Source organism: Pseudomonas sp. 9.3L (assembly GCF_058536285.1).
The window spans coordinates 4,340,912-4,354,321 of the sequence record NZ_JBZUBK010000001.1 but is presented as its reverse complement, the minus strand read 5'-3'; the positions used below and the strand labels follow the sequence as shown (position 1 = coordinate 4,354,321).

General features: G+C 60.2%; 10 protein-coding genes. 4 read left to right on the top strand and 6 right to left on the bottom strand.

Annotation, left to right across the window (positions count from 1 at the left end; all coding sequences use genetic code 11):
* Positions 1-25: 25 nt before the first annotated feature.
* The 3 genes from AC4LE2_RS20175 to AC4LE2_RS20165 all read right to left on the bottom strand — a co-directional run bounded on the left by AC4LE2_RS20175 (position 26) and on the right by AC4LE2_RS20165 (position 3,663).
* Positions 26-340, bottom strand: coding sequence for a DUF2388 domain-containing protein (locus AC4LE2_RS20175; protein WP_491827805.1), 315 nt, complete (start codon positions 338-340; stop codon positions 26-28).
* 77 nt (positions 341-417) lie between these two features.
* Positions 418-2,187 carry a GspE/PulE family protein gene (locus AC4LE2_RS20170; protein WP_491827803.1) on the bottom strand — a complete coding sequence of 590 codons (1,770 nt, stop codon included), beginning with the start codon at positions 2,185-2,187 and terminating at the stop codon, positions 418-420.
* 111 nt (positions 2,188-2,298) lie between these two features.
* Positions 2,299-3,663: a CYTH domain-containing protein gene (locus AC4LE2_RS20165; RefSeq protein WP_491827801.1), complete on the bottom strand. Its 1,365-nt coding sequence runs from the start codon at positions 3,661-3,663 to the stop codon at positions 2,299-2,301.
* Positions 3,664-3,793: 130 nt separating this feature from the next.
* Between AC4LE2_RS20165 and argE the strand changes: the two genes are divergently transcribed.
* Positions 3,794-4,954 carry an acetylornithine deacetylase gene (gene argE, locus AC4LE2_RS20160; protein WP_491827800.1) on the top strand — a complete coding sequence of 387 codons (1,161 nt, stop codon included), beginning with the start codon at positions 3,794-3,796 and terminating at the stop codon, positions 4,952-4,954.
* 139 nt (positions 4,955-5,093) lie between these two features.
* Positions 5,094-6,392, top strand: coding sequence for an amino-acid N-acetyltransferase (gene argA / locus AC4LE2_RS20155; RefSeq protein ID WP_491827798.1), 1,299 nt, complete (start codon positions 5,094-5,096; stop codon positions 6,390-6,392).
* A gap of 117 nt (positions 6,393-6,509) precedes the next feature.
* Here argA and gshA read toward each other — a convergent pair whose 3' ends face one another.
* From gshA to AC4LE2_RS20140, 3 genes are all read right to left on the bottom strand, one after another.
* Entirely contained in the window at positions 6,510-8,093 is a 1,584-nt protein-coding gene (gene gshA, locus AC4LE2_RS20150; RefSeq protein ID WP_491827797.1) for a glutamate--cysteine ligase, read from the bottom strand.
* Positions 8,094-8,257: 164 nt separating this feature from the next.
* Positions 8,258-8,641 carry a PaaI family thioesterase gene (locus AC4LE2_RS20145; protein ID WP_491827795.1) on the bottom strand — a complete coding sequence of 128 codons (384 nt, stop codon included), beginning with the start codon at positions 8,639-8,641 and terminating at the stop codon, positions 8,258-8,260.
* A complete protein-coding gene (locus AC4LE2_RS20140) occupies positions 8,641-10,962 on the bottom strand; it encodes a Tex family protein (protein ID WP_491827793.1) in 2,322 nt (773 codons plus the stop codon). The genes AC4LE2_RS20145 and AC4LE2_RS20140 overlap by 1 nt, the downstream gene beginning before the upstream one ends.
* 232 nt (positions 10,963-11,194) lie before the next feature.
* Between AC4LE2_RS20140 and ompR the strand changes: the two genes are divergently transcribed.
* Positions 11,195-11,935, top strand: a complete 741-nt coding sequence (gene ompR, locus AC4LE2_RS20135) for an osmolarity response regulator transcription factor OmpR (protein WP_491827791.1) — start codon at positions 11,195-11,197, stop codon at positions 11,933-11,935.
* A gap of 157 nt (positions 11,936-12,092) precedes the next feature.
* Complete coding sequence (locus AC4LE2_RS20130; protein ID WP_491827789.1) at positions 12,093-13,403, top strand: ATP-binding protein; 1,311 nt, start codon at positions 12,093-12,095, stop codon at positions 13,401-13,403.
* Positions 13,404-13,410 lie beyond the last annotated feature (7 nt).

Here is a 13,410-nt window from a genome sequence, read left to right as displayed (position 1 = left end):
GCGGGCGCATGCCTATAGCCAGGGCTTACTCGGCTACGGCATTTTTGGCGAGGATTGCGTTGGCCAGCTCCATGTCTGAAGCCTGCATACCTGGGTGGTCAGTGCGAAGCTGGGTGAGCGCAGCCTCCAGGTAAGGGCCGCGGATGGCACCATCGCTTGCTACAAAACTGCCTGCGTCGTCTTGGGTGGCCACTACGAGCTTGTGGTCACGCGAAGTAAGGTAGGTAGAGCCAGTGGTGGCGCCTGAAGACAGCACGTTGCGCCAGAAAGGGTCTGCCATGGCGGACGCCAGGGGCAAGGAGGCCAGCGCAAGGGTTGCTACAACGTATTTGACGCGCATGACAGGGTACTCCAAGTAGTGTGTTATGCAGCCCGTTCGATCCTATTTACGAGCGTGTAGTTCCCGTATAGAGGGCCTCATAAAGCGCCAGGCGCAACCCGCAGCGCTTCGGCCAGGCTCGTACGCCCCGCTATCGCCAGGTGGGCGGCAGCATGGCGTAGGGGGCGCATGCCGTTGTTGCACGCTACCTTATGAACGATGGCCAGGTCAGGCTCTGCGCCAATCACCGATGCCAGGGGTTCGCTCAGCACCATCAGCTCGTAGATCCCCGCTCGGCCTTTGTAGCCGGTGCCGCCGCAGAGTTCACACCCCTTCGCTTCGTACACGGTATCCGGTTGAGGGCTGTGGCCCAGCCCTACCAAGGCTTGCCAGGCATCAACGGGCACGCTGTGCTGCGTTTTACACGCAGGGCACAGTAGCCTGAGCAGACGCTGCGCCATTACCCCTAGCAACGTAGCTCGTACCAGATAACCCGGCACCCCCAGCTCCAGTAGGCGGGCCAGTGCGCCAGGTGCATCATTGGTGTGTAACGTGGACAGTACCAGGTGCCCGGTCAATGCTGCCTGGACTGCCATATTGGCAGTCTGGCTGTCACGGATTTCGCCAATCATGATGATGTCCGGATCCTGCCTGAGTAGCGCCTGTACACCTTCCGCGAAGCCCAGCTCAATGGCGGGGCGTACCTGCATCTGGTTGAACGCAGGCTCTACCATTTCGATGGGGTCTTCGAGGGTACATAGGTTTACGCCCCGTTTGGCCAGGCGGCGCAAGCTGGCATAGAGCGTGGTGGTTTTGCCCGAGCCCGTAGGCCCGGTAACGAGAATGATCCCGTGAGGCCGAGCGAGCAGTGTTTCCCAGCGACATAAGTCGTTGTCATCCAGGCCCAGCGCCTGCAACCCCTGGCTAAGTATGGCGGGGTCGAAAATACGCAGAACCAGTTTTTCGCCAAAGGCGGTGGGGAGGGTCGCCAGGCGTAACTCCACTTCGTCGCCATTGGGGCGCTGGGTTTTTATCCGCCCATCCTGGGGTTTGCGCTTCTCCGCCACGTTCATCCGCCCGAGGGATTTAAGCCGGCTGATAACCGCTGGCGTGACTTGTGACGGCAGACGGTAGGCGTCACGCAGCACACCGTCGATTCGCAAACGGACATCGCCGTGCTCACGCCGCGGCTCGATGTGGATATCACTGGCGCCTTGGTCGAAGGCATATTTGAGTACCCAATCCACCACCTGAGTCACGGGTGCATCGTAGCCTGCGCTGGCCTCCTCCGCGCTGTGAAGCTGCATCAGCTGTTCAAAGGAGGCAGGCCGCGCTGCGGCATACACTACGCCGCTGGCGCCCTTTACCGACTGTGCCAACTGGAACAGCTCGTTGATCAATCGACGCAGTTCCGCTGGGTTGACGATTACACGGCGCAGGGTCTTTTTACAGGTATGGGCCAGGTCCTCCTCCCAGCTGCGCATGCCGGGTTGGGCGCATGCCACGGTAAGGTGCTGGGCATCTCCTGCGACCATCAGGATCTGATGGTGCCGTGCAAAGGCTTCCGACATGCTGCCGGTGGCCAATTGAGGGTTAAGCCGGAGGGGGTCTAGACGCAAGTAAGGAAGGCCTACCTCAGCGGCAAGCCAAGCCGCGAGCGGCTCCAGCTCCAGACGCTGCCCTGGCACGTGGAGGTCGTTCAGGTGGAGCGAGGCGATGAATTCGAGTGGGTGAGCATCCGGCGCCTCTACCCTGCGGGCTATAGCCAGCCTGACCGAAGCAGCGCAAATGCGCTGTTGTCGCTCTAACGCATGAAGCAGTTCGCAAAGGTCGAGTGGGTGGTCTTGCGGGGGGCTGATAATAACCATGCGGCGCGTCCTGTGCAGGGAGGGGCATCCATGCCCGTAGGGGAAATCCTACCCTGGCTTGTCTCGCCAGGCCCTGCGACAAGTGTCAACACGTGTTGCTGGTAATTACCCTTAGCGGCTCAGGGCTTTCCAGGCGCGGGTGCGGGCAACGACGCCGGCCTGTTCGGCACGCGCTTCCAACACCTCATCGCTGATGGGTGTATTGGCCAGCTCGTGCAGCTTGTTCAGCTCACCGTACAAGCGGTCTGCTTCTTCTACCGATAGCAGGCTCCGGGCGTGGTGCAACCACACTTGCAAGCGCTCAAGGCGTGGCGATTGCTCGGCCAGGTCTTCGGGCTGGCGCTGGTAGCGGTCCAGTTGCAGTGCCAGGGTTTCTTCAGCAAAGAAATGCATGAGCCAACTGGCCAGTGGGGCTTGCCCCTGACGGTTGCCGCGGGAGGCGCGGGCCAGCGTCCAGCCGCGCTGCATCAACCACCGTGACAGGTTCAGGGACAGTTGGCCCCAGCGCGGGTCTTCCAGTTCGTCGGAGAACTGCTCCGGCGCAGCGGCGCGGATATCCCCGTCTTCCTGGCCTGCCTCGATCACGGTACGCCAATCTTCCAGCAGGGCATCGAGCCCGGTGCGCAGGTCGCGGGTAGTGGCGCGGGGCGCAGCCTGGCCCAGACTGCCTAGCAAGGCACGCAGTTCGATCAGGCGCGCTACCCAGTCCTGCAGTAAGCGCCATTGCCCGGTATGCCGGTATTGCTCGGCAAGGCGCTGGCTGCTGCCCAGCAGGTGCCAGGCCACCGCCGCGAAGGCGTCATCCAGCGATTGCTCGGCTTCGAGCGCCGGCGCGGGTACGGCAAGGCTGTAGTGGGTAGGGTCCAGCAAGCGATAGCCGCGCTCTGCCTTACTGATGTCACACGGCATCAATGGCAGTGTGGCCGCCAACTCACAGGCCAGCTCAAGCAAACCTGCAGGTTCGCCCTCACGCAGCTCAAGCTCCAGTTCGCAGATCTCTTCAGACTGCTTGCCAGCGGCCACTTTCCCGAGGTCCAGAGCCACTTCCAGCACAACCTTGGCCTTGCCCCGGCCCCAAGCGATTTCGGCTTTTTCTCGAATGAAATCGGTGGTGAACAGCGGCTTGATGGCTTTTTTGTCCAGCTCTGCCAAGGAGGCAGGCCAGCAGGTCTCGTCAAGTTTTTTGATGTCCAGCTTGGGCTTGGCCAGCGGCCACTCGAACTCATTACGCTCGGACAAACCTGCCACGCTATGGCCACGGGTTTTCAAGGTCTGAATAATCGCGTCGCCGTCGCGGCGCAGGCGAAGCGCTACCTTGGCCTGTGCCAAATCCCGCTCAGGGGTATCAAAATACTGGTTAGTCAGCTCATGGCGAGCCCAGCCGCTCTTGTTGCGCTTTTTCAGCAGCGGGTGTTCGCGCAGGGCAGCGAGCGTTTCGCGGCTGACGCGGAGTTTGATTTCGGTTTCTTTGTGCATGGCGGGTATATCCGGGCGCAGACAAGGCGTAGCGTAGACGCGAAGAGCCCGGCAGTGTACAGGAGTCAAGCGCCGTGCGCCGGTTCCGATCCGTCACCTTGGCTGTCAGCCACCACGCAGGTAGTCACCGATGTCCATGCTTTCACTCAAAGAACGCTTTGCCTCATTGATTGCCACGCCGTCGGTCAGTTGCACCCAGGCCAACCTGGATCAGAGCAATGGCCCTGTAATCGACCTCTTGGCTGACTGGCTCACTACCCTGGGGTTCAGCTGCGACATACGCCAGGTATCACCTGGCAAATTCAACCTGTTGGCCACCTATGGGAGCGGGCCTGGCGGGTTGGTATTGGCAGGGCATAGCGACACGGTTCCCTTCGATGAGCCGCTGTGGAAAACCGACCCCCTAAGGCTCACCGAAGCGGACGGCCGGTGGATAGGCCTGGGAAGCTGTGACATGAAAGGGTTCTTTGCGCTCGTGATCGAGGCCGTATTACCCCTATTGAGCCAGCCTTTCCGGCAACCCTTAATGATCCTGGCCACCTGCGATGAAGAAAGCTCCATGGCAGGGGCTAAGGCGTTGGCCGCGCAAGGCGCGCCGCTCGGGCGGGCCGCGTTGATCGGTGAGCCCACTGGCCTGCGGCCGATTCGCCTGCACAAAGGGGTAATGATGGAGCGCATCGATATTTTAGGCCGCAGCGGGCATTCTTCCGACCCCAGCCTTGGGAACAATGCCCTCGACGCCATGCACGACGCCATGGGCGCGCTGATCGGCTTGAGGGGCGAGTTGCAACAGCGCTATCACAATCCCCAGTTCAGCGTCCCCCAGCCTACCTTGAACCTCGGCTGTATTCACGGCGGCGATAACCCCAACAGGATTTGCGGGCAATGCTCCCTGGAGTTCGACTTGCGGCCCTTGCCGGGCATGGACCCGATTACCCTTCGCCAGGCTATTCAGGAAAGGCTGCGGCCTGTGGCGGAGCGTCACCAGGTAACCATCGACTACGGGCCGCTGTTCGACAGTGCCCCATCGTTCGAAGAGCCTGAAGGTAGCGAGCTGGTGCGGGTTGCTGAAAAACTCACGGGGCATCGCGCCGAAGCAGTGGCATTTGGCACCGAGGCGCCGTATCTTCAGCAACTCGGCTGCCAGACCTTGGTGCTGGGGCCAGGGGATATCGCCTGCGCCCACCAGCCGGGTGAGCACCTTGAAATGTCACGATTGAACCCTACGATACGTCTGCTACAAGACTTTATTGAGTATTATTGCCTGACGCCTGCCCATGGCCAGGCTTGATTGAGCAACGAAACCGGGCATTGGCCCCGGCGACGGTATGGAAGAAGGAGAGGTGCGCGTGTTGCCAGGCCAGTTACGACGATAACCGTTCTCGCGTTACACCCTCGCGCCCTCCTAATAATCCGTACAGGCTCGTTTTATGCCCGAATATGTCAATTGGCTTCGCCACGCGTCCCCCTATATCAACGCCCACCGGGACTGCACGTTCATCGTGATGCTGCCCGGCGACGGAATCGAACACCCCAACTTCGGCAATATCGTTCACGACTTGGTGCTTTTGCACAGCCTGGGTGTACGCCTGGTGCTGGTTCATGGCTCCCGGCCGCAGATTGAAACCCGCCTCGCTGCTCGAGGGCTGGAGCCCCACTATCACCGTGGGATGCGCATCACCGACGGCGCCACCCTGGAATGCGTTATCGATGCCGTAGGTTCTCTACGTGTGGCTATCGAAGCACGGTTGTCCATGGACATGGCCTCGTCGCCCATGCAGGGCGCTCGCCTGCGGGTAGCCAGTGGCAACCTGGTAACGGCTCGCCCGATCGGGGTGGTGGAGGGCGTGGATTACCACCATACGGGCGAGGTGCGGCGCATCGACCGCAAGGGCATTAACCGCTTGCTGGACGAGCGCACAATCGTCTTGCTATCGCCGGTGGGCTATTCGCCTACGGGTGAAATCTTCAACCTGGCGTGTGAGGACGTCGCTACCCGTGCCGCCATCGACTTGGGTGCAGACAAGCTGCTGCTGTTCGGTGCCGAGCCTGGGCTGCTGGACGCACACGGCCAGTTGGTACGTGAGTTGAGGCCACAGCAGGTGCCGAGCCACTTGGCGCGCCTGGGTAACGACTATCAAGCTGAATTACTCGACGCAGCGGCTGAGGCGTGCCGGGGGGGTGTTGCGCGCAGCCATATCGTCAGTTATGCCGAGAACGGCGCGCTGCTTACCGAGCTGTTCACCCGCAACGGAGGCGGCACCTTGGTGGCGCAGGAGCAGTTCGAGCAGGTGCGCGAGGCCAATATCGATGACGTGGGCGGATTGATCGAGCTGATCAGTCCGCTTGAAGAGCAAGGTATTCTGGTGCGCCGCTCTCGTGAGGTGCTGGAGCGTGAAATCGAGCAGTTCAGCGTAGTAGAGCGTGAGGGCATGATTATCGCCTGCGCCGCGCTGTACCCCATCGCCAACTCGGACTGCGCTGAATTAGCGTGCCTGGCGGTGAATCCGGAGTACCGCCACGGGGGCCGAGGGGACGAACTCCTCGAACGTATAGAAGCACGTGCGCGCGAGCAAGGCCTGAAAACCCTTTTTGTCCTCACCACGCGTACTGCGCACTGGTTCCGCGAGCGAGGCTTCAGCCCCAGTGGTGTAGAGCGCCTGCCTTCGGCTCGCGCCTCGTTGTACAACTACCAGCGCAACTCGAAGATCTTCGAGAAGACCCTGTAGGCGTGTGCACTTTATCCACAGTGGCGCTCTGGAACCTTGTTCGCAAGCTGTCGCTCGCTCCTACAAGAGCCATGTCGCTCACTCTTGTAGGCGTCAGCGAAGCTGACGAGTTGCGCCCTACTGGCTGATGCCCAGGATGCTGGCCTGGTAGGCGGCTACGAACACATCGAATTCACCTACCTCTGTTTGTTCCAGTTCGCGCTGCTTGGTCAGGGATTCACGCGCCATCGTTTCGAACGCTTCGTGCTCATGTGCTGGCAACGGCGTGTCTTTGAAGTAGTCCGCATGCGCTTGGCTTTGACGCAGAGAGAAATCAGAAAAGCTCTCTTTGTTCTCGCTCATGTCGGCCAATACCTGAGCAGAAGGGGTGAGGGAAGGGTCTGCGACTTTTGCACGTTGGAGGTTAATGGCATTGACATGTTCCTCAAGGTCATGGCTGTGGTCGAGCAGGCTCGCCAAAGGCGCAATGGCCGTGAGCAAGTCATCTGCCCACTGGCGCAACGTGACCCTCTGGCCGCTGCGGTCCAGTTCCAGGCCAGGGCGTCGCCCTTCTTTAACCACTTTCTGGAAGTTATCGGTGCATGCAGTGCATTCAGCGTTTTCCAGCAAGGGGCTTTCTTCCAGCGCGCAGTACAACAGGAAGGCGTCCATGAAACGCGCCTGTGGCAGGTCAATACCTGTAGGCAGGAACGGGTTGATGTCCAGGCAACGCGCCTCGACGTACTGCACGCCGCGGCTGATCAAGGCCTGGATTGGCCGCTCGCCAGTACGGGTGACGCGCTTGGGGCGGATGCTGGAGTAGTACTCGTTTTCAATCTGCAGCACATTGGTGTTGAGCTGAACCCACTCGCCGTCCTTCTGCGTGCCGATGTCCACATAAAGCTGATACGGCGTGGCCACAGCCTTACGCAGGCTCTCGGTGTAGCTGTACAGGTCGTTGTAGCAGGGTGTCAGGCCTGCCTGAGCGTTGTTTTGATAACCCAGGTCGCTCATGCGCAGGCTGGTGGCATACGGCAGGTACAGCGTCGAGGCGCCGAGGGTCTCCAGGAGATGGGGACGGCCTCTTAGGAAACCGGCATCCAGCGCGGGGGACGCTCCGAACAGGTACATCAGCAGCCAGCTGTAACGGCGGAAATTACGCAGCATTCCGATGTAGGCGGCCGATTGGTAATCCCTGTCGTCCCCTTGAGCGCCTTCTTCGGCTTTCAGCAATGGCCAAAGGGCATCAGGCACGGAGAAGTTGTAGTGGATGCCTGCGATGCACTGCATGGTCCGGCCGTAGCGAACCGCGAGGCCCTTTCGATACACATGCTTTAGCCGACCAATGTTCGAAGTGCCGTACCAGGCAATAGGGATATCGGCTTCCTCTGGCAGAGGGCAGGGCATGGACGGTGCCCACAGCAGTTCGTCGCCGAGTGCCGTATAGGCGAAGCGATGAATGGTATCCAGGCGTTCAAGTGTCTGCGCCGGGTCTGCCAGCGCAGGCGTGATGAATTCGACCAGTGCCTCTGAGTAGTCAGTGGTGATCTGCTCATGCGTCAGGGCCGAGCCCAAGGCTTCAGGGTGAGGCGTTTGTGACAGCCGCCCATCATGGGTTACGCGCAGGCATTCACGCTCAATACCGTGCAGGCACTGCTTGAGCAGGGGCAGGTTGGCAGGCTCGCCCAGCAGTTGCAGGCGGCGGTGAAAAAGTTCGCTCAAGTTGATGTCCTTACGCGTCGATCGCCCCGATATGGGGATGGGCTTGACGTTCTGCAAGGTCGAAGCGGGTGCCCAATCTTCATGGGCCCTGAATAAGGGCCTGGTTGAGTTACCATTCGGCATTGCCTCTACTAGGCGAACTTACCCCAGTTCAAGCCCTTGGGCTATAGAGTGACGAAGGTACCTTGCGCCTTGGCCATTAGCTTGCCTGCTTGTAGCACTTCTGCCTCGACCACTAGGGTACGACGGCCAGGATGCAGCACAGTTGCAATGCAATGTACCGCGCCTTCAATGACAGGCCTTACGTAGTTGATCTTGCACTCCAGCGTAGCGCTTCGCTGGTCGAAACCATGTGACGTGGAGCAAGCCAGGCCCATGGTGATATCGATCAGGCTGAACAAGGCGCCCCCGTGCAGTACGCCACCGCGATTGCGCAGTTCAGGCGCAAGCGAAAGCGATACCTCGGCAATGCCTGTTTCGAGGCGAATGACTTCGCAGCCCAGCAACTGGCTGAACGCGCTATGGACCAAGCCTTCGGGGATGTCCATCAGCGCTTCTTCAATTGTTTAGCATTGGCGAACACGCTGGCCATGGCGCCATTGGCCGGCGCGGCCGGGGTGGCGTCACGAGCCTTGGGCGCAGCAGCCGGGCGATTACCCCCCTGGCGCGCCCCGCCTCGGTTACCTTCTGTTTTTTCCCCAGGCGTATCCCCCATGCGCATGGACAAGGCAATACGCTTACGCGGAATGTCGACCTCCATGACCTTGACCTTGACCACATCCCCAGCTTTTACCGCCTCGCGAGGGTCTTTGACGAACTTTTCCGAGAGCGCCGAAATGTGGACCAACCCGTCTTGATGGACGCCGATGTCGACGAACGCACCGAAGTTGGTCACGTTGGTGACTACGCCCTCAAGCACCATGCCCAGTTGGAGGTCTTTGAGTTCTTCAACGCCGTCCTGGAAGGCGGCGGTCTTGAATTCAGGGCGGGGGTCGCGCCCTGGCTTGTCGAGCTCCTTGAGGATATCGGTGACGGTAGGCAGCCCGAAAGTTTCATCGGTATACCGCTCGGGTGCCAACCGTCGCAGAAAGGCGCTGTCGCCGATCAGTGAACGGATGTCCCGGTCGGTCTGGGCGGCGATGCGTTGTACCAGCGGGTAGGCCTCAGGGTGTACCGCAGAAGCATCCAGTGGGTTGTCACCCTTCATGACACGCAAGAAGCCAGCCGCTTGCTCGAAGGTTTTTTCACCCAGGCGGCTCACCTTCTTGAGTTCGGTGCGGGCCCGGAAGGCCCCGTTGGCATCACGGTGCGCCACGATGTTCTGGGCCAGGGTGGTGTTTAGCCCGGAGATACGGGCCAGCAGCGCAACGGACGCGGTGTTTACATCGACCCCTACCGCGTTCACGCAGTCTTCCACCACAGCATCCAGCCCTCTGGCCAACTTGAGCTGGGATACATCGTGTTGGTATTGGCCTACGCCAATGGATTTGGGATCGATCTTGACCAGCTCGGCGAGTGGATCCTGCAAGCGCCGGGCAATGGACACGGCGCCCCTGAGTGAAACGTCCAGCTCGGGGAATTCCCGTGCCGCGAGCTCCGAGGCGGAATAGACCGAGGCCCCGGCTTCGCTTACCATCACTTTGGTCAAATTAAGCGTTGGGTATTTTTTGATCAGCTCGGCGGCCAGTTTATCGGTCTCGCGGCTGGCGGTGCCATTACCAATGGCGATCAAGTCCACCTGATGGCGAGCGCAGAGCGTGCCCAGTACCGCCAGGGTTTGATCCCACTGGTTTTTGGGTACGTGCGGGTAAACAGTGGCGGTTTCCAGCAGCTTGCCCGTGGCATCGACGACGGCGACCTTGCAGCCCGTGCGCAGGCCTGGGTCCAGGCCGAGAGTCGCACGTGGGCCGGCCGGGGCGGCCAGAAGCAAGTCATGGAGGTTGTGAGCGAATACGTTGATGGCCTCAGCTTCGGCCTGCTCGCGCAGCTCGCCCAACAGGTCGTTTTCAAGCGACGTGTAGAGTTTGACCTTCCACGTCCATCGCACTACTTCGCCTAACCATTTGTCAGCAGGGCGGTTCTGGTTTTTCAGGCTGAAATGCTCGGTGACCATCACCTCACAAGGGTGCAGCGTGCCGGGCAACTCCTCGCCTACCTTGAGCGCAGCACTTAATACGCCTTCGTTGCGCCCGCGGAAAATAGCCAGTGCGCGGTGTGAAGGCACGCTCTTGAATGGCTCGTCGTGTTCGAAGTAATCCCGAAACTTGGCGCCTTCTTCTTCCTTGCCAGGCACCACGCGGGCGGCAAGGGTGGCCTGCTCACCCAGAAAACCGCGCAGCTTGCCCAGAAGGCCTGCGTCTTCCGCGAACCGCTCCATGAGGATGTATTTGGCGCCTTCCAGCACCGCACGGGTGTCCGGGTAGCCTTTATCGCTGTCAATGAAACGGGCTGCTTCAGTCTCTGGCGTTAGCATCGGGTCGGCCATTACCGCATCGGCGAGTTCGCCGAGCCCTGCTTCCAGCGCAATCTGGCCTTTCGTGCGGCGCTTTTGCTTATAGGGCAGGTAAAGGTCTTCGAGGCGGGTCTTGGTGTCGGCGAGGTTGATGTCCCGCGTGAGCTCAGGCGTGAGTTTGCCTTGCTCCTGGATGCTAGCCAGAATGCTGGCACGGCGCTCGTCCAGTTCTCGCAGGTAACGCAGGCGCTCTTCGAGGTGGCGCAGTTGGGTATCGTCCAGGCTGCCGGTGACTTCTTTGCGGTACCGGGCGATGAACGGTACGGTTGAGCCTTCGTCGAGCAAGGCTACCGCCGCCGCGACCTGTTGGGGGCGCACGCCCAGTTCTTCGGCGATGCGGCTGTTGATGCTTTCCATTAAACCCACCTGAATACTGTAATGCCTCGGCCCCTTGTTGACGGGGGCAAACCTGACCGGGCATTTGCCGGCCTAAAAGCGTCGCATTATAACCAGCGAAACGTGGCAAGGGGCCCCGCCGGACAAATCCGCGAAGGCTTCCACGCCGCGAGGAAAAATCTGCTAACAATGCGTAGAACACTTATACCCGGCGGCTGCGACATAATGCGCACCGACAGCAAAGGAGTTATTCATGAGCAGCACCGCCCCAAACAGCGAAGGCGAAAAAATCCTCATCGTGGATGACGACCCCGGCCTGAGCAGCCTGCTGGAGCGCTTCTTCGTCAGCAAGGGTTACAGAGCCCGGGCCGTAAGGGATGTCGAGCAAATGGATCGCCTGCTTGCCCGCGAGGTTTTCAACCTGGTGGTACTTGATCTCATGCTCCCAGGCGAAGACGGCCTTTCCGCTTGCCGGCGGCTGCGGGCCGCTGACAACCAGATTCCTATCATCATGCTCACTGCCAAGGGCGATGAGCTGAGCCGTATCAAGGGGCTGGAGCTTGGTGCAGACGATTACCTGGCCAAGCCCTTCAACCCCGATGAACTCGCGGCGCGTGTCAAGGCAGTGCTTCGCCGTCAGGCTACCCCCGTACCGGGTGCCCCTGCATCCAGCGATTCCACCGTGTCGTTCGGGGATTATGCGTTGTCCCTCGCTACCCGTGAACTGACGCGCGGCGATGAAGTACACATGCTCACAACGGGTGAATTTGCCGTACTCAAGGCGCTTGTTACTCATGCCCGTGAGCCGCTGACCCGCGACAAGCTCATGAACCTCGCCAGAGGTCGGGAATGGGATGCGTTGGAGCGTTCTATCGATGTACAGATTTCCCGATTGCGGCGCTTGATAGAGCCAGACCCTTCCAAACCGAGGTACATCCAAACTGTATGGGGCGTAGGGTACGTTTTTGTGCCAGACGGCAACGCTGGCAAGTGACGCACGCCTTTTTGGCAGTCATCGCGTATGGCAAAGCTTCGGTACACCCTATTCCTATTAAAAGAATACGGGGGCCGAGGCGGGCCAGATCTACACCTGCCTGTTATTTTGTAATGCCGGGGCACTCGGCGCATCACTCCGAGGAGCACTGGGCTCTATGAAAACACCACTATGGTTTCCGCAGAGCTTCTTCGCTCGCACCTTATGGCTTGTGCTGATAGTCGTGTTGTTTTCCAAGGCATTGACCTTGGTATACCTGCTTATGAACGAAGATGTGCTGGTAGATCGCCAGTACAGCCACGGTGTGGCCTTGACCTTGCGTGCCTACTGGTCGGCCGACGAAAGCAATCAGGCAAAAATCGCAGAAGCCGCCGGCTTGCACCGGGTCACGGGCGAGGCGGTGCCAGAAGGCGAGCAACACTGGCCGTATAGCGAAATCTACCAGCGCCAGATGCAGGCAGAGCTAGGCGAGGACACTGAGGTGCGGCTGCGTGTTCATGCGCCTCCTGCCCTGTGGGTACGGGCCCCAAGCGTTGGTCCGGATTGGTTGAAGGTTCCCCTTTACCCCCACCCTCTGCGAGGCCAGAAAATCTGGAGTGTGCTGGGGTGGTTCCTTGCGATCGGTCTGTTATCCACAGCCTCGGCGTGGATTTTCGTGCGGCAGCTCAGCCAGCCCCTCAAGCATTTGGTATTTGCGGCGCGCCAGCTTGGCCAAGGCCGCAGCATAAGGCTGCCCATCAGCGATACGCCCAGCGAAATGACTGAGGTGTATAGCGCTTTCAACCAGATGGCAGAGGATGTCGAGCAAGCGGGCCGAGAGCGGGAATTGATGCTGGCAGGGGTTTCTCATGACCTGCGGACTCCGCTCACCCGGCTAAGGCTATCGCTCGATTTGATGAACAGCGATAACGAGTTTGCCGAGGAAATGGTCCGGGACATCGAAGACATGGACGCCATCCTGGATCAGTTCATGGCCTTCATCCGTGACGGCCGTGACGAAGCCGTAGAAGAGGCAGACCTGGGCGCCCTGGTGCAAGAGGTCGTCGCGCCGTTCAATCAGCCAGAGCAGCGCGTGAGGCTATGCCTGGAGCCGATTACACCGTTCCCGCTGCGGCGGGTTTCCATCAAGCGACTGCTTAATAACCTTATCGGAAACGCGCTTTATCACGCTGGAACCGGCGTAGAGGTCGCAGCATTTGTTTCAGGCGACTCCAGTGCGCCCTACGTGGTGCTGAGCGTGCTGGACAGGGGCGAAGGCATCGAGCCTGAAGAGTTCGAAGGTATTTTCAATCCGTTTACCCGTGGGGGCCGCGCGCGTAGCAAGGGTACCGGGCTGGGCCTTGCCATCGTCAAGCGGATTGCTTCAATGCATGGCGGCAACGTGGAGCTGCGTAATCGTGCCGGCGGCGGGCTGGAGGCGAGAGTGCGTTTGCCCCTGAACCTGATGTTGCCCAGGGACGCCGTTTAGGCCGCCA

Excerpts from the sequence above, each read along its gene's own strand:
- AC4LE2_RS20175 (WP_491827805.1), bottom strand. The coding sequence starts at position 340 with ATGCGCGTCAAATACGTTGTAGCAACCCTTGCGCTGGCCTCCTTGCCC.
- AC4LE2_RS20170 (WP_491827803.1), bottom strand. The coding sequence starts at position 2,187 with ATGGTTATTATCAGCCCCCCGCAAGACCACCCACTCGACCTTTGCGAA.
- AC4LE2_RS20165 (WP_491827801.1), bottom strand. The coding sequence starts at position 3,663 with ATGCACAAAGAAACCGAAATCAAACTCCGCGTCAGCCGCGAAACGCTC.
- argE (WP_491827800.1), top strand. The coding sequence starts at position 3,794 with ATGTCCATGCTTTCACTCAAAGAACGCTTTGCCTCATTGATTGCCACG.
- argA (WP_491827798.1), top strand. The coding sequence starts at position 5,094 with ATGCCCGAATATGTCAATTGGCTTCGCCACGCGTCCCCCTATATCAAC.
- AC4LE2_RS20145 (WP_491827795.1), bottom strand. The coding sequence starts at position 8,641 with ATGGACATCCCCGAAGGCTTGGTCCATAGCGCGTTCAGCCAGTTGCTG.
- AC4LE2_RS20140 (WP_491827793.1), bottom strand. The coding sequence starts at position 10,962 with ATGGAAAGCATCAACAGCCGCATCGCCGAAGAACTGGGCGTGCGCCCC.
- ompR (WP_491827791.1), top strand. The coding sequence starts at position 11,195 with ATGAGCAGCACCGCCCCAAACAGCGAAGGCGAAAAAATCCTCATCGTG.
- AC4LE2_RS20130 (WP_491827789.1), top strand. The coding sequence starts at position 12,093 with ATGAAAACACCACTATGGTTTCCGCAGAGCTTCTTCGCTCGCACCTTA.